The organism is Vibrio sp. ED004, from assembly GCF_023206395.1.
GTDB lineage: Bacteria > Pseudomonadota > Gammaproteobacteria > Enterobacterales > Vibrionaceae > Vibrio.
Genome location: NZ_CP066149.1, coordinates 3,626,256 through 3,641,077, shown reverse-complemented (window position 1 = coordinate 3,641,077; position 14,822 = coordinate 3,626,256). Strand labels below are relative to the sequence as shown.

Annotated in this window: 17 protein-coding genes; 16 read left to right on the top strand and 1 reads right to left on the bottom strand. The window is 43.4% G+C overall.

What is annotated here, in order from left to right:
* Window positions 1-152 precede the first annotated feature (152 nt).
* From ITG10_RS16735 to ITG10_RS16675, 13 genes are all read left to right on the top strand, one after another.
* Window positions 153-2,333 (top strand): TonB-dependent siderophore receptor, encoded by a 2,181-nt coding sequence (locus ITG10_RS16735; RefSeq protein ID WP_017632924.1) that lies wholly within the window; start codon window positions 153-155, stop codon window positions 2,331-2,333.
* The gene (locus tag ITG10_RS16730; RefSeq protein WP_017632923.1) at window positions 2,323-3,300 is read left to right on the top strand and encodes a GNAT family N-acetyltransferase; all 978 of its coding nucleotides are present in this window, start codon (window positions 2,323-2,325) and stop codon (window positions 3,298-3,300) included. The genes ITG10_RS16735 and ITG10_RS16730 overlap by 11 nt, the downstream gene beginning before the upstream one ends.
* A 74-nt stretch (window positions 3,301-3,374) precedes the next feature.
* Entirely contained in the window at window positions 3,375-4,664 is a 1,290-nt protein-coding gene (locus ITG10_RS16725; protein ID WP_017632922.1) for a lysine N(6)-hydroxylase/L-ornithine N(5)-oxygenase family protein, read from the top strand.
* Between the two features lie 347 nt (window positions 4,665-5,011).
* The gene (locus tag ITG10_RS16720) at window positions 5,012-5,266 is read left to right on the top strand and encodes a DUF3297 family protein (protein ID WP_017059204.1); all 255 of its coding nucleotides are present in this window, start codon (window positions 5,012-5,014) and stop codon (window positions 5,264-5,266) included.
* Between the two features lie 501 nt (window positions 5,267-5,767).
* Window positions 5,768-7,138, top strand: coding sequence for a glycerol-3-phosphate transporter (glpT, locus tag ITG10_RS16715; protein ID WP_026084454.1), 1,371 nt, complete (start codon window positions 5,768-5,770; stop codon window positions 7,136-7,138).
* Window positions 7,139-7,246: 108 nt separating this feature from the next.
* Window positions 7,247-8,302: a glycerophosphodiester phosphodiesterase gene (gene glpQ, locus ITG10_RS16710; RefSeq protein ID WP_017632920.1), complete on the top strand. Its 1,056-nt coding sequence runs from the start codon at window positions 7,247-7,249 to the stop codon at window positions 8,300-8,302.
* A 218-nt stretch (window positions 8,303-8,520) separates the two neighbouring features.
* Entirely contained in the window at window positions 8,521-8,985 is a 465-nt protein-coding gene (locus tag ITG10_RS16705; protein ID WP_017632919.1) for an ASCH domain-containing protein, read from the top strand.
* 96 nt (window positions 8,986-9,081) lie between these two features.
* A complete protein-coding gene (locus tag ITG10_RS16700; protein ID WP_017632918.1) occupies window positions 9,082-10,032 on the top strand; it encodes a D-2-hydroxyacid dehydrogenase family protein in 951 nt (316 codons plus the stop codon).
* A 31-nt stretch (window positions 10,033-10,063) separates the two neighbouring features.
* The gene (locus tag ITG10_RS16695; protein WP_017632917.1) at window positions 10,064-10,564 is read left to right on the top strand and encodes a GNAT family N-acetyltransferase; all 501 of its coding nucleotides are present in this window, start codon (window positions 10,064-10,066) and stop codon (window positions 10,562-10,564) included.
* A 42-nt stretch (window positions 10,565-10,606) separates the two neighbouring features.
* A complete protein-coding gene (locus ITG10_RS16690; RefSeq protein ID WP_248386503.1) occupies window positions 10,607-11,128 on the top strand; it encodes an HAD family hydrolase in 522 nt (173 codons plus the stop codon).
* On the top strand, window positions 11,121-11,726 hold the full coding sequence (locus ITG10_RS16685) for a class I SAM-dependent methyltransferase (RefSeq protein ID WP_017630827.1): 606 nt from the start codon (window positions 11,121-11,123) through the stop codon (window positions 11,724-11,726). Before ITG10_RS16690 ends, ITG10_RS16685 begins: the two co-directional genes overlap by 8 nt.
* Window positions 11,727-11,831: 105 nt before the next feature.
* Window positions 11,832-12,212, top strand: coding sequence for an STAS/SEC14 domain-containing protein (locus ITG10_RS16680; protein WP_017630826.1), 381 nt, complete (start codon window positions 11,832-11,834; stop codon window positions 12,210-12,212).
* Between the two features lie 191 nt (window positions 12,213-12,403).
* Window positions 12,404-12,805, top strand: coding sequence for an NUDIX domain-containing protein (locus ITG10_RS16675; protein ID WP_017630825.1), 402 nt, complete (start codon window positions 12,404-12,406; stop codon window positions 12,803-12,805).
* A 30-nt stretch (window positions 12,806-12,835) separates the two neighbouring features.
* Here the strand turns inward: ITG10_RS16675 and ITG10_RS16670 are convergent, their stop codons facing one another.
* Window positions 12,836-13,249: a YkgJ family cysteine cluster protein gene (locus ITG10_RS16670; protein ID WP_017630824.1), complete on the bottom strand. Its 414-nt coding sequence runs from the start codon at window positions 13,247-13,249 to the stop codon at window positions 12,836-12,838.
* Between the two features lie 185 nt (window positions 13,250-13,434).
* Between ITG10_RS16670 and ITG10_RS16665 the strand changes: the two genes are divergently transcribed.
* The 3 genes from ITG10_RS16665 (at window position 13,435) to ITG10_RS16655 (ending at window position 14,727) form a co-directional block, all read left to right on the top strand.
* Window positions 13,435-13,596, top strand: coding sequence for a hypothetical protein (locus ITG10_RS16665; RefSeq protein WP_008224207.1), 162 nt, complete (start codon window positions 13,435-13,437; stop codon window positions 13,594-13,596).
* Window positions 13,578-14,285, top strand: coding sequence for a pseudouridine synthase (locus ITG10_RS16660; protein WP_241430313.1), 708 nt, complete (start codon window positions 13,578-13,580; stop codon window positions 14,283-14,285). The genes ITG10_RS16665 and ITG10_RS16660 overlap by 19 nt, the downstream gene beginning before the upstream one ends.
* Before the next feature lie 67 nt (window positions 14,286-14,352).
* A complete protein-coding gene (locus tag ITG10_RS16655) occupies window positions 14,353-14,727 on the top strand; it encodes a VOC family protein (RefSeq protein ID WP_017630822.1) in 375 nt (124 codons plus the stop codon).
* Window positions 14,728-14,822: the final 95 nt, after the last annotated feature.

Genomic DNA, 14,822 nt, shown 5'->3' with positions numbered 1-14,822 from the left:
ATATCTATTGCTGAGATGTTTTATTTTGAAAATTACGTGGTACACTCCGTTAAATTATTAATCGCAATGATAACTATTATCGTTATTGTTTGTGTTTTTATTGCAATTGGTTCATAGCCGTATTGAAGGAGAAATATATGAATCGGCACTTTATGCGCACCCCAACAGCACTTGCGGTCGCTTTAGTTATAACGTCAGGAATGGTTCAGGCCAACGAAGATGAAACCGTTGTTGTTATTGGTCAGCAGCTAGAAGACAGTTCAGTCGGTCCAGATTTTAGTTACGTGGGATTAAGCAGTCGCACGGCAACCAAAACAGACGTTGCGATAGGCGAGACGCCACGTGCAATTTCTATTGTTACTCGTGAGCAGATGGACGACCGAGCGTCAATCAGTATTGCCGATGCATTGCAATACACACCGAGTATCCAAGCGAATTATTTTGGTGAAGACAACAAGCAAGATTGGTTTGTTATCCGTGGTTTTCAGCAAGCAAACAGTGGCTTGTATCAAGACGGAACGCGTTTGTATTCATCCGGTTTCTACAGTTGGCAAATCGACCCGTTTGGTTTGGAGCGTGTAGAAATCTTACGTGGTCCAGGATCAGCGTTGTACGGCCAAACCCCTCCTGGTGGTGTTATTAACGTAATCAGCAAGCGCCCACAGTTTGATGGTGGTTCGGGTCAGTTTGCTATCGAATACGGTACTGATGATCGCAAGCAAATTAGCTTAGATGTGAACTCTGAAGTTAACGATAAAATGGCGTTTCGCCTGCAAGCACTTGGTCGTAAAAATGGCAGTCGTGTCGATGGTGTAGAAGCTGAACGCATTTTTATCGCTCCTTCTCTGGCTTATAAATTCACAGACGACACAAAAATCACACTGCTAACTAGCTACCAGAAAGATGATTCCGACCCGTACCTACAGTTTTTACCAATGGAAGGAACGTTAACCTCGAATCCAAATGGCAAAATCAGTGATAGCACAGCAGTAGGTAATACAGATTGGGAAACGTTCGAGCGTGAACAACTGTCATTAGGTTATGAATTTGAACACCATTTCAATGACAGTACCTACTTCATGCAGAACACACGTTACAGTAAGATGGACATTAACCTCCGTCAAATGTACACGATTGGTTACGCGAAAGATTTGGGTTATGGCCCGTTAGATCCAACTAATACTTCTGTTGTTCGTGGTGCAACGACAGAAGAAGGTACATCTGATGCATTTAACATTGATAATCGTGTAGTTCATAAGTTCACTACAGGTGCTGTAGACCATACTCTTTTAGCAGGTATTGACTATCAAACCATTGATATTGAAAATAAAGACTACCCCCTAAACAGTTTAACAGGGGACCCTGTTGTCCTGTCTGACGGCAACCCATTGTTCAACATATTCAATCCAAGCTACGGTACAAACATTTCGCTGTTCAACCCAACTAATAACCAGATCTATACAGAAGCAGATCGTGAAACGACGAAAACCAAAAACAATCAATTAGGTTTGTATTTACAAAATCAAATGATGATTGCGGATAAGTGGGCAGTACAAATCGGTGTTCGTTACGACGATTCCCAAAACAAGACTCACAACACCACGACAGGCAAGAAAACTAAGGTTGATAACGAAGAATGGACAACCAACTTAGGTGTTGCTTACCTAATGGATAATGGCTTTACGCCATACGTTAGTTACGCACAGTCGTTCAATCCTATTATTCAACTTGACGTAAATGGCGACCCGGCTAAACCAGAACGCGGCGAACAGTATGAAGTGGGTTTGAAATACCAACCGCGTAGCTTTGAAGGCTACTTCAACATAGCGGCATTTGAAGTCTCGAAAGAAAACCTAGCACGCACTGTTAATAGCCAGTTAACGCAAATTGGTGAAGTTCGTAACCGTGGTATTGAACTAGAAGCCGTGGCTAACGTAACAGAAGAGCTAACGTTAATTGGTAACGTGTCATTCATTGATTCTGAAATAACAGCAGATTCGACAAGCAGTAATGTAGGTAACACGCCATCACAAATTGCTGACCAACTTGCTTCAGCTTGGGCAAATTACCGCTTCCTAAATGGTCCTCTTGATGGCTTAACGATTGGTGCAGGTGCTCGTTACGTTGGTGATTCATACGCCGATAATACAGAAACGAACGTTGTTCCTTCATACACATTATTTGACGCAACATTAAGCTACCGTATTGAAGATTACAAGTTCCAAGTTGCAGCGAAGAACTTAGCAGACAAAGAGTACGTGGCTACGTGTGATTTCTACTGCTTCTACGGTGATCGCCGTAACGTAATTGCGAGCGTAACCTATGACTGGTAACCGCCAGCCTTTGAACACTCTGCCCGATGGGCAGAGTGTTTCTCTAAGTGAGGCACAAGACAGTTACTGCGTGGAAGTAAGTTCCGGTGTGGTTGAAGTGGTGCGTGAAACAAATCAGTTTTGGCGTTTAACTCAAATGACAGCGCTCAATACGGAGCAACTTTCTGCATTTGCCATTCTGTTCTCTGCTAACCCTGAGATTCGAACGATTGAACTCGGACAGTTTAAAAGCGAAGTGTTGGATTCTTTGTGTTTTGAAACTGCTGAAGGTTTAAAGGTGTTATGGCGTGAAGCCGTTATGCAAACACCTGATCTTTGGCTAAAAAACCAGAATCATAACCTTTACCCGCATAAGCAAATCCTCGACGCAGCAGGGTATCATCCGGCGAGACCCAAGCCCTTATTGGGTGAGTTGTATCGCCGTTATATTCCCGATCTTAACGCTGTTCTCACTCTCGAAGGCTTAGATGTCGACAAGCACTTAACCCTCTTCAATAAGTGGCAAAATAGCCAACGTGTTGCGAATTTCTGGGAGCAAACTGGCTCACTGGAAGAACACAAACAGTACTTAGAAGAATCACTTAAAAACACCAAAAATCAGCTTCTTATTGTGTGTTTAGACAATCAGCCTTTCGCCTACGTCGAAGTGTACTGGACCAAAGAAGACCGAATCGCACCTTATTACGCGGCAGGGGATTATGACCGGGGTATTCATATGCTGGTCGGTGAAGAATCCCACCGTGGTGCACATAAAGTAGCGGCTTGGCTGCCTTCCGTTTGCCACTTCATCTATCTATCAGATCCCCGTACAGAAAAGATTGTTAGCGAGCCAAGAGCCGATAACGACAAGATGATCGGATATCTGCAGAAATATGGATTTGCCAAAGTAAAAGAATTTGAATTTCCGCACAAACGTGCGGCTTTAATGTGTCAGTTGAAAGACAGCTTTTTCAGTAACGAGTTCTAATAATGAAGCGGTAAGTACTGGTAAAGGGAGTCGGAATAGGGGCCTTGTACCCAACAATTATCATGAGGTTATACATGACGAAACAAATTAAGGAATATGATGTTCTCGGAGTAGGGTTTGGCCCTGCTAATTTATCGATAGCCATTGCGTTAGAAGAGCAAGCTAAAGATAAAGGCTTAAGTTATTGCTTCTTGGAGCAAAAACCTCATTTTGAATGGCACGGCGGTATGTTGCTTGATGGAACAAGAATGCAAATATCTTGTTTGAAAGATCTGGTGACGTTACGAAACCCAACAAGCCCATACTCGTTCGTAAACTATTTGCACACCAAAGACAGACTCAACGCTTTCATCAACCTTGGTAGCATGAACCCTTCCCGTGTTGAGTTTAACGACTACCTGACTTGGGTTGCTAATCAATTCTCAGAGCGCGTAAATTACGGCCAACGAGTTATTGATATTGAAGCGATTGAAGAAAACGGTCATAGCTCAAAAGTAAAAGTTACCTCTACCGATATACACGGCAATCAGACGGTTCGAATCGCTAAGAACCTTATTGTTGGTATGGGAGGAATGCCGAAGCTACCGAAACAGTTCGAAGGCCATGATAATGAAAAAATTATCCATTCTTCTAAATACAAAGTATGGCGCGAGACCTTTAAAGGAAATTCAGAGCCTAAAATCGCGATAGTCGGAGCTGGGCAGAGCGCTGCCGAAATATTCGTTGATCTAACAAACCGTTATGCAGATGGCGAGATTCATATGGTCAACCGTCGCTTCGCATTACACCCTGCCGATGACAGTCCGTTCGTTAATGAAGTGTTCGATCCTGATTTCACTGACCACATGTATGAAAGCACGCAAGAGCAGCGCGATCATATTCTTTCTCGTTTTAGTGCTACCAATTACTCGGTAGTCGATACAGAAGAGCTCAACGCGATTTATGAGCTGCTTTACTTGCAGAAAGTAACGGGTGAAGGTAACCATCAACATCTACGTTGTCATGACATTCAAGAGGTCGCGCAGAAAGATGACAAAGTCGCATTGCGCTTGAATGACACGATCAACAAAATACAGACATGGAATGAATACGATGCCATCATTCTTGCTACTGGTTATCGATACGATGAGTTCAACCAAATGCTGAGCTCAATTGAACCTTTGATTGATAGTAAATCGGTAGGGCGTTCATACCAATTAGACATGAAGCCAAGCTGTGACGTCAAAATCTTCCTACAGGGTTGTTGTGAATCTTCTCATGGCCTGAGTGACACGCTTCTTTCAGTGTTGGCTGTTCGTTCTAAAGAAATTGTGGATGAGCTTCTTTCTAGTTCTAACCAAACGGTTGAGACTGAAAAAGCGTAATCAACATAGCTACTTAGCGCCGAGCCCTTGAGTTTGGCGCTAATTTTCTAGAGACATATTTTCTAGATACATAGCTCGCTCGCCTATTTTTATACTTGTTCGCTACCTTTCGCTTATTCCTACCAATAATATTTTTACTTCAGTCATCGTTATTCTGAGCTCAACACTGAATTCTGTTACTGCTGGGTTTATCTTGGGTTCAAACAGAGCAACTATCGCCGATAAATCAAACAACTAGACGCTGATTAAAACTATCAATACGATTTATTACAGCAGTTGTTGAGCACAAAGCCTATATTGACTAGAATGACGCACTTTTTTTATTTACGTACATACAGGTAATGAACATGAGCGATACTAATTCAAGACCAGCTTTACCAGATCATCTTGCAGGCAACCCACGCAGCCCACACCACGTTGCTGAGTGTTTCGAATACCCAATCGGCATTCGTCTAAATGGTAAAGAGCGTACTGATGTTGAAGAATACTGCATCAGCGAAGGTTGGGTTAAGATCCCTTCTCCAAAAGCGCTAGATCGTTTTGGTCAGCCAATGCTTATTACTCTAAAAGGCACTGTAGAAGCTTTTTACATCGACGCATAATCACTTCGTGTGGCTAGCTAATACAAAGTAATTAGTTAATGTTTGTCTAATTAGCCAACATAAAGCCACCAAGCGTTATCACCTAAAAGGGTCTAGAGAAATCTAGACCCTTTTTGTTTGCATTGATTTTGGCGAACTTCTTTAACCAATAGCCCAAACCACCTTCATAACTCGACAGATTTAACCAAAATTGTCGTTATTCACTATGCATTCGCAGTAATAACAAAGTTGCTGTTGGTTGATCTATGTTCGCTCGCTCTTTTCTTGTGCATTTACATTCGAAATTTCTGATGTTTAATTAGACAAAACCCCACAGGAACATGAAGCGTAGTCTAATTAAATGAAACTAATTTGCTGTATTTAAAGTAATTAATTGTTAATAGCTATCTCTGTCACAGAAATTAATCCTGAAGCACATACAATTCCCTTAATTTCGAATGAGCGCTATATTTTTTCGTTCGAGCATTTTATTCTTCCTTCGCCCAATAATATGAGGTTCCTATGTTTGGAATATTCAAACCTATGGCGCATATCGATCGCTTATCATCAGATAAAGTCGATAGCACCTACACACGACTACGATGGCAGCTGTTTCTTGGCATCTTCGTTGGCTATGCGGGTTACTACTTAGTCCGTAAAAACTTTAGTTTGGCGATGCCTTATCTCATTGAGCAAGGCTTTAGCCGCGGAGAACTAGGGATTGCATTAGCGGCGGTATCTATCGCTTACGGCTTATCTAAGTTCTTAATGGGCAGTGTTTCTGACCGTTCTAATCCTCGTTACTTCCTCAGCGGTGGTTTGTTAATGTCGGCACTGGTGATGTTCTGCTTTGGCTTTATGCCATGGGCAACAGGCAGCATTACCGCGATGTTTATCCTTCTGTTTTTGAATGGTTGGTTCCAAGGTATGGGCTGGCCAGCGTGTGGACGAACCATGGTTCACTGGTGGTCACGCAAAGAACGCGGCGAGATAGTGTCGGTATGGAACGTCGCGCACAATGTTGGCGGCGGTTTGATTGGTCCAATGTTCTTGTTGGGGCTGTGGGCTTTTAACGACGATTGGCGAACCGCTTTTTATGTTCCTGCATTTTTTGCCACTCTCGTTGCTGTCTTTGTTTGGTTTACCGTAAGAGATACGCCTCAGTCTTGTGGTCTACCTCCAATTGAAGAACACAAAAACGACTACCCAGATGATTACGACAAGTCTCACGAAACAGAGATGACAGCAAAAGAGATCTTCTTTAAGTATGTCTTTAATAACAAACTGTTGTGGTCAATCGCTATCGCGAACGCGTTCGTTTACCTGATTCGTTATGGTGTACTTGATTGGGCGCCTGTTTATCTAAAAGAAGCGAAAGACTTCTCTGTAGATAAATCGTCTTGGGCTTACTTCTTATACGAGTGGGCAGGTATTCCGGGCACGCTACTGTGTGGTTGGATCTCAGATAAGTTATTCAAAGGTCGCCGTGCGCCTGCTGGTATCTTGTTCATGGTGCTAGTGACTATCGCAGTATTGGTTTACTGGTTTAACCCTGCGGGTAACCCAACGGTTGATATGTTGGCTCTAATTGCGATTGGCTTCCTAATTTACGGTCCTGTAATGCTAATCGGCCTATACGCACTTGAGCTTGCCCCTAAAAAAGCCGCGGGTACAGCGGCTGGCTTAACCGGTTTGTTTGGTTACTTAGGCGGTGCGGTTGCTGCAAACGCAGTATTAGGCTTCATGGTTGACCATTACGGCTGGGATGGTGGTTTCACAATCTTGGTTGGCGCTTGTATCGCTTCAATCATCTGTCTGGTGTACGCGTTTATTGGTGAACGTAAGCACCATAAAGAGAAAAGCCTTGAGCGCGAGAAAGAAGCCATAGCTTAATCACTCGTTAACTTGATCGTTTGTTAAGTGAGTTTTAACAAACACAACCATACTAATAAATGACAGAGGCAGGGATAACCTGCCTCTTTGTTATCAAGGAATATAACAATGAAAACAACGTCACTGTCCCTAACTTTATTGGCACTGAGCTTATCGGCCAATGCACTTGCTGATCCTTTAGTTATTGCTCACCGAGGTGCATCGGGTTACTTACCAGAGCACACATTGCCAGCAAAAGCGCTCGCGTATGCGATGAAACCTGACTACATCGAACAAGATGTCGTGATGACCAAAGACGACCAACTGGTGGTACTTCACGACCATTATCTAGATCGCGTTACTGATGTTGCAAACCGCTTTCCAGATCGTGCACGTGACGATGGTCGCTACTACGCGATAGATTTCACGCTTGCTGAGATCAAATCATTAAAGGTGACAGAAGGTTTTAACCTTGATGAGCAAGGCAACAGAGTGGCAGGGTATCCAACTCGCTTCCCAATGTGGCAGTCTGATTTCCGCGTACCAACGTTTGCAGAAGAAATTGAAATGATCCAAGGATTGAATAAGACACTTGGTTACGACGTAGGTATCTACCCAGAAATCAAAGCGCCTTGGTTCCATCTCCATGAAGGCAAAGACATCTCTAAAGCGGTACTGGCGACCTTGCATCAATACGGTTACTTAACAAAAGACGATAAGGTCTATTTGCAGTGTTTTGACGCTAACGAATTGCAACGCATCAACGATGAACTTATGCCAGCGATGGAAATGGACTTGAAACTCGTTCAGCTCATGGCTTACACCGATTGGAACGAAACCATGACTTATAAGGGAGATAAGGCGACACCTTACAGTTACGATTGGATGTTTGAGAAAGGCGGGATGGCAAAGGTTGCGACCTATGCAGATGGCATTGGCCCGTGGAAACCTATGCTGGTGGACGACGCATCGACCAAAGAGAACATCATCATTAAACCGTTGATGAAATCTGCCAAAGAGGCTGGCTTAGACGTTCACCCATATACGTTCCGTGCTGACCCAGGTCGAATTCCGGGCTATGCCGATAATTTCGATGGCATGTTGGATGTGTTCTACAACCAAGTGAAAGTAGACGGCGTGTTTACTGACTTCCCAGATAAAGCGGTAGAGTTCCTTAACCGTTAAGTTATTTACAGTTTCAAAACACGAACTATGAAGAGCTAAAAGCAAAGTTCAAAGCCGCTTTTAGCTCTTCCTTATAAGCCTCGTGTCCATTCAAATCCCCATTTTGACATTCCTCAGGTTTACACCGATCTCGCACCTTGATAGGTTACCAACATCACAGTCAGTCGCTTGCCTAAAGGCTGGTATTCACTGAACCTTATATTGAAATTGGAACCATCATGGAAGAAAGAAGCCAAGCTTATCTCGATAGCTACCTAAACTCACTGCCGGAAGAAATGGCCAAGAAGCACACCTCATTCAGTGCAGACTATTTCTGTGGAGACGAATACAACGCGAATTTGTGCGCACAACTGATATTGAAAGGCGAAAAGCAGGCGTCTTGCAGCCTTGAATATTGGTACAGCCATGAAGATGAAGTGATGCCTGTTGTCGGCCACTTACAAGTTGTTACCGATTGGGAAGGTAAGCCTATCTGTATTGTTGAAATCACGTCTGTTTCCTTGTGTCCATACAATCAAGTGACCGCTGAATTTGCTGCCGCAGAAGGTGAGGGTGACAAAACTCTAGCATGGTGGAGAAAAGCGCATTGGAACTTTTTCTCTCGTGAATGTGAAGAACTCAAGATCACACCAAGTGAAGGCATGATGTTGGTACTTGAGCGTTTCAAAGTGGTTCATCAATAAGAGTAAGATTAAAAAGTGCCCATTGGCTTGATTGAATCTTAAGCCATGGCACTTTGATCTCGAAAAGCAGTCAAGCAATACAACAAGGAGTGTGTAGTGAAAATTGCAATATTGGATGATTATCAGAACGTAGTAAAAAGCCTTGCGTGCTACAACAAGTTAGAACAACACGAGGTTAAGGTATTCACAGAAACGTACCGTGAAGACGAACTTGCGCAGAAGTTACACGACTTTGAAGCACTCGTGCTCATCCGAGAACGTACTGAAATCACCGAGTCGTTACTATCCAAGCTACCCAATCTCAAGTTAATCAGCCAAACAGGTAAAGTCAGTAACCATATCGACCCGCAACTGTGTGAACGCCTCGGTGTGAAAGTGCTGGAAGGGCGCGGTTCACCAGTTGCACCTTCTGAGCTGTGTTGGGCGTTGATCATGGCGGCATCTCGTCATATTCCTACTTACGCTTCAAACCTCAAACAGAACCAATGGCAAGATTCAGGCTCACTTGGTTTAGGCAGAACATTAAAGGGCTTAAAGCTCGGTATTTGGGGCTATGGAAAAATCGGGAGTTGCATCGCGCAATACGCCAAAGCATTCGGTATGAATGTGCTTGTGTGGGGAAGCCAAACCTCAAGAGACCAAGCACAGGCCGACGGATTTGAAGCGGCAGAAAACAAACACGCGTTTTTCAGTAATGTCGATGTACTTTCTTTGCACCTACGCTTGAATGACGCCACTAGAGGCTGCGTTACTGCTGAAGATCTTGGCTTAATGAAGCCAGACTCACTGTTTGTGAATATCAGCCGAGCGGAGTTGGTCGAGCCAAAAGCCTTGTTTAATGAACTCACCAAGGTAGCCAGCAAACGAGCGGCGATTGATGTTTTTGAAATTGAGCCCGCAACGTCAGAGAGTGAACCTCTGTTAGCCTTGCCAAACGTCACAGCGACACCGCATTTAGGCTACGTTGAACAAAATAGCTACGAACTCTACTTTGATATCGCTTTTGACAACATTCTGTCCTATCAAATGGATGGCATATCAAGCTAGAATCTGCCCAAAGAAAAAAGGTAGAGAAAGTATGAGCTTAACAATCAGACAAGTCACCGTAGATGATGCTCAGGGTATTATCGATGTATTAAACCCAATCATCATCGAAGGGCGTTATACCATCTTAGATCAGACGTTTACGTTGGATGAAGAGAAAGGTTTTATTGAGTCGTTTCCCGAACGTGGTGTGTTCAGTGTTGCTGTTAACCAAACGACTAATCAATTACTTGGTTTTCAAAACGTAGAGCCGTTTGCCTCTTATACAAAAGCTTTTGATCATGTGGGTATTATTGGAACTTATGTAGATGCAAACAGCCGTGGGCAAGGCGTTGCAAAACAGTTATTTGAACATACATTCGAAGTCGCAAAAGCCAAAGGCTACGAAAAGCTTTTTGCCTATGTTTTAGCTGGTAACGAACGCGCATTAGCGGCTTATCTCAAACAGGGTTTTGAAACTGTCGGGATAGCAAAGAAACACGCTAAGATTGGCGGCCAGTACTATGATGAGATTCTTATCGAGAAGTTCTTATAAGTACGGCGAAACATTCGCTACATCATCGATGCAGGAGGCATGATGAACAAAGCTACAAAATCAACGGTTTCAACTAAGCTGACTAAAACCGTCTTATTTGATTGGGGCAACACCTTAATGATCGACTTCCCAGACGCACAAGGGAAAATGTGTGACTGGGAAACCGTAGAAGAAGTGAGTGGGGCACAAGCCTTGCTCGCTCAATTGTCGAAGCATCACAACATATACATTGCGACGAATGCAGCCGATTCCAGCAAAGGTGACATCATCCGTGCATTTGAACGTGTCGGATTGTCCCAATACATTGATGGCTACTTCTGTAAGGCGAGTATTGGCTTATCCAAATACGATTCTGGTTTCTATCCTGCCATTATTGGCAAACTCGATATCGAACCCCAAGATGTCACCATGATTGGCGATGCTCTAGAAAAAGACATTTATCCTGCGTTAGAAGCGGGCTTGCAAGTGGTATGGCTGAACACGGAAGAGGCGACCGCAGATTCGAAGTTACCTATTGTTGAGATTCAAAACCTGACCCAATTACTGGGGTTTATCAATGAATGAGCATTCTGAAATCTGGCGTCAGTATTATCAAAAAGCCTTAGATAAACCCCATTCAAAAAGAACAGAATTCGCTACAAAGCTTAACGAGTCGCGCTTAAACGTCGCGATTGATTGCGGCTGTGGTACGGGTAGTGATATCGACTTTTTAGAGCAGCAAGGTTACCAAGTGTACGGGTTTGACGTTAATCCTGACTCGATATCAATATGTCGAGACAGGTTTGGCGGTAAGCCTTTGGTCGAGATATCTCAAAGTGCATTTGAAGATTATGATTACCCAAAAGCTGGGCTTGTTATTGCCAACTCGAGCCTATTTTTTGCAGAGCCAACTCAGTTTGATGAAACGTGGCAACGAATCATCAATAGCATTGAAATCGGTGGTGTATTCGCAGGCGATTTCATGGGTGTCGATGATAGCTGGGCTCATGGTTATCGCACCTCCACAATGCCACTCATCAAAGCAAAAGTGTTGAGCTTGTTTGATGACTTCGAGGTTATACGTTTTCATGAGCGCGACGAACAAGCGCTAACCTCATTAGGTAAGATGAAGCACTGGCACACTTATTCTGTTATTGCCATTAAGCGAAGTTCGACACCGTAATTTCGACCTAAAACTAGCCGCGCGTTGGTTTTGAAGCCAACCTCTCATTTGTTATCTGTTGAATGCTCTAAGCTAAGCCTAGATTTCGAATAGAAGGGCTAGGTTATGAGTGTTGAACGTCATGGAATATCGGTTGGAATTGAACGTGTTAGCTGCGAAACCATCATCGTGTTTAAAGCGAAAGGAAAGCTGACGCACGACGATTATCAAGCAATGATACCAATCTTCAAAACAACAATAGAAGAGCTCGACTCTTCCGCATTGAAGATTCTGGTCGACATCTCAACATTAACTGGTTGGGAGCTGCGCGCCGCATGGGACGATTTCAAACTCGGACTAGAACTCAACTCTAAGATAGACAAGATTGCGATTTACGGCGATAAAAGCTGGCAAGAACTCGCATCAAAAGTCGGTAGCTGGTTTGTGTCTGGCGATATTAAGTCATTTGAAGAATACGACTCTGCCATTGAGTGGTTGATTGACTAATGTATTTGCAGTTCAGTTGTTGTCGCTGGTGGTAAGCTGAAGGAACCGCCTTGAAGGCTGTCGTCTATCTGTTCTCAAGGCCATTCCCTAAGTAATTCAATAGAATATGTTTATCTCTGCATGTAACATGCGCTTACAGCGATACGATCGCGCTAACTAGAAGAATAAGCAATATAACAAGGTCTAAGAACATGAATAAGGTAATTGATAAGCTCGCTTGGGTATTTATTAAAGATGGCAAGCTATTGATGGTGAGATCAAAAGGCAAAGAACTGTTTTACTTACCGGGCGGCAAGCGTGAAGCCGGCGAAAGTGACGAGCAAGCACTGGTTCGTGAAATCAAAGAAGAGACTTCAGTCGATTTGGTACCTGATTCAATCAAATACGTTGAGACATTTACTGGACAAGCCGATGGCAAAGCGGAAGGCGTATCTGTGCAATTGACTTGTTACGCTGCAGATTACACAGGTGAACTGTCTCCAGATGCTGAAATCGAAGAGCTCAAATTTGTTGATGGCATCGACAGAGCAGTATGTTCATTAGCAGCATTGGTTGCGTTAGATTGGTTAGAAGAGAACCAGTACTTAGCTTAACGGCAGAGCACGATCCTCAAAAGATCCCTATTATGAAAAGCTTGAAGGACGGCTATCTTTCATTAGAAGGTCGAGTTTTCTTTGAGCTTTTTTCGTATCTTGCAGATCCACGACCTCAATCATTTCGCACTCATCCCTCACCATCTCATTGATTAGGCTAGGGTAGTGTCGGCAATCTTCCGGTCGGTCTAAGTAAATACTGCATGTGTATTTGGCTTGGGCTTGGGTTTGGACATTCGCGTCTTTATTCGGAACGAGCTCTAGAAATGGGCAACGAGTTAGGCGTTCGCCAGATTCAGGATCAAACCAAATTTCACTCCCACGAACATATTCAAAGATGTCTGGGTTGAACAGCTCCCACAAATCAATCTCTTCTTGAGTTGCGGCTAGGTCGCCATCGCCATATTTGATACAGCATTTTCCGCATTGATTACAATCTTTCATTCGTGGCTTCTTAGTTAACTTACTCTTGTAATGTTATCACTGATACGATGCGGCACGTTGATTTTGTTGCTCAGAGCTTAAAAAAGAGGGCGAGGAGCAAACAATCATTTGCAAAGTGAACCGCCGAAGCACAGTAAACAGTGATACAATTTCTCCTCGTAAGTTATTAATACAAAGGCTCCAAAATGAGAACGATCTACACCACTGAAGGCGACATCAACGCAAAGAAACAGAAAGACGCTTATCCAAAACTGGCGTTATGTGAAAACTGCGTGCGTGATTATGTGGTGATTGAACAAGGTGAGCGCACTTACAAGCCTTGTGCTAAATGTGGTGCCGACGATTAATGCGCCTTGATAAATACCTTTGTAAAAGCACAGACCTCACTAAGCCAGAAGCGATTGAAAGAATTCATAATGGTGAGTTAAGTGTAAACGGTGAAGTCGTGCTTGATGAATCCACTCAGGTTCATGAAAGTAACACCATCTTGCTTAGCGGTGACGTATTAACGCTACGCGCATTTCGATACATCTTAATGCACAAGCCAGCAGGTACTATCTGTTCCAATATCGATGAAGTGTACCCATCGCTTTTCAATTATCTGGAGGTGGATAATGCCTCTGAACTGCACATCGCAGGGCGATTAGACGCCGATACTACAGGCTTAGTATTGATAACCGATGATGGACGTTGGTCTTTCAATATCACACTGCCAACTAAGTCGTGTAAAAAGGTGTATCGTGTGACATTGTCACGTGATATCAAAGACGATGTCGCACATAAGTTCAAAGTGGGGGTTCAGCTGCAAGGTGAGAAGAATCCCACGCGCCCCGCAGAACTAGAAGTGATAAGCCCAAAAGAAGTGCTACTGACCATCACAGAAGGCAAGTTTCATCAGGTTAAGCGAATGTTTGCTGCCGTTGGAAACCGAGTGGTAGGGCTACACAGAGAGCAAATAGGCGATGTCAGTTTAGATGTCGAAGAAGGCCAGTGGCGCTACCTCACCGAAGATGAAGTTAGCTCTTTCAGCCAGTAACTTAAAACAAATTAAGCATAAAGCCTAGCGATACTTCTGGGCTTTAAAACAGAAGGAATTGTTGATCATGGAAAATCTAAAAGTCACGGAAATAAAGTCGTTTGTGCCTGCTAAAAACTTCGATTTATCAAAGCGTTTTTATCAAACTCTAGGCTTTCAAATCATGTCGGAGTTCCATGATATCGCTTATTTTCGTCACGGCGATTATGCATTCCTTTTACAAGATTTTTACGAACCTGCGCACTGTCACAATTACATGATGCACTTGCTGGTGGAAGACGTAAAAAGTTGGTATCAACACGTGCAAAACTCTAATGTAATGACGGAATTTGAAGTAACCGTTACTGAGGTTGTAGAGCTGCCTTGGGGAATGATTGAGTTTTGTATCACTGACCCAAGTGGCGTGCTATGGCGTGTTGCCGAGAACATCAGGCCACGTTAGCCGGTAAACTTGTTTTAAGGCCTGTGAAACGCTTCAAATTATCCATATGTCGCTGAATTTATACCGCTCTCGGTAATTATCAAATAGGTTAAAAC

What these genes read in the sequence shown, in the direction of transcription:
- ITG10_RS16735 (WP_017632924.1), top strand. Translation starts at nt 153, where the DNA reads ATGCGCACCCCAACAGCACTTGCGGTCGCTTTAGTTATAACGTCAGGA.
- ITG10_RS16730 (WP_017632923.1), top strand. Translation starts at nt 2,323, where the DNA reads ATGACTGGTAACCGCCAGCCTTTGAACACTCTGCCCGATGGGCAGAGT.
- ITG10_RS16725 (WP_017632922.1), top strand. Translation starts at nt 3,375, where the DNA reads ATGACGAAACAAATTAAGGAATATGATGTTCTCGGAGTAGGGTTTGGC.
- ITG10_RS16720 (WP_017059204.1), top strand. Translation starts at nt 5,012, where the DNA reads ATGAGCGATACTAATTCAAGACCAGCTTTACCAGATCATCTTGCAGGC.
- glpT (WP_026084454.1), top strand. Translation starts at nt 5,768, where the DNA reads ATGTTTGGAATATTCAAACCTATGGCGCATATCGATCGCTTATCATCA.
- glpQ (WP_017632920.1), top strand. Translation starts at nt 7,247, where the DNA reads ATGAAAACAACGTCACTGTCCCTAACTTTATTGGCACTGAGCTTATCG.
- ITG10_RS16705 (WP_017632919.1), top strand. Translation starts at nt 8,521, where the DNA reads ATGGAAGAAAGAAGCCAAGCTTATCTCGATAGCTACCTAAACTCACTG.
- ITG10_RS16695 (WP_017632917.1), top strand. Translation starts at nt 10,064, where the DNA reads ATGAGCTTAACAATCAGACAAGTCACCGTAGATGATGCTCAGGGTATT.
- ITG10_RS16690 (WP_248386503.1), top strand. Translation starts at nt 10,607, where the DNA reads ATGAACAAAGCTACAAAATCAACGGTTTCAACTAAGCTGACTAAAACC.
- ITG10_RS16685 (WP_017630827.1), top strand. Translation starts at nt 11,121, where the DNA reads ATGAATGAGCATTCTGAAATCTGGCGTCAGTATTATCAAAAAGCCTTA.
- ITG10_RS16680 (WP_017630826.1), top strand. Translation starts at nt 11,832, where the DNA reads ATGAGTGTTGAACGTCATGGAATATCGGTTGGAATTGAACGTGTTAGC.
- ITG10_RS16675 (WP_017630825.1), top strand. Translation starts at nt 12,404, where the DNA reads ATGAATAAGGTAATTGATAAGCTCGCTTGGGTATTTATTAAAGATGGC.
- ITG10_RS16670 (WP_017630824.1), bottom strand. Translation starts at nt 13,249, where the DNA reads ATGAAAGATTGTAATCAATGCGGAAAATGCTGTATCAAATATGGCGAT.
- ITG10_RS16665 (WP_008224207.1), top strand. Translation starts at nt 13,435, where the DNA reads ATGAGAACGATCTACACCACTGAAGGCGACATCAACGCAAAGAAACAG.
- ITG10_RS16660 (WP_241430313.1), top strand. Translation starts at nt 13,578, where the DNA reads ATGTGGTGCCGACGATTAATGCGCCTTGATAAATACCTTTGTAAAAGC.
- ITG10_RS16655 (WP_017630822.1), top strand. Translation starts at nt 14,353, where the DNA reads ATGGAAAATCTAAAAGTCACGGAAATAAAGTCGTTTGTGCCTGCTAAA.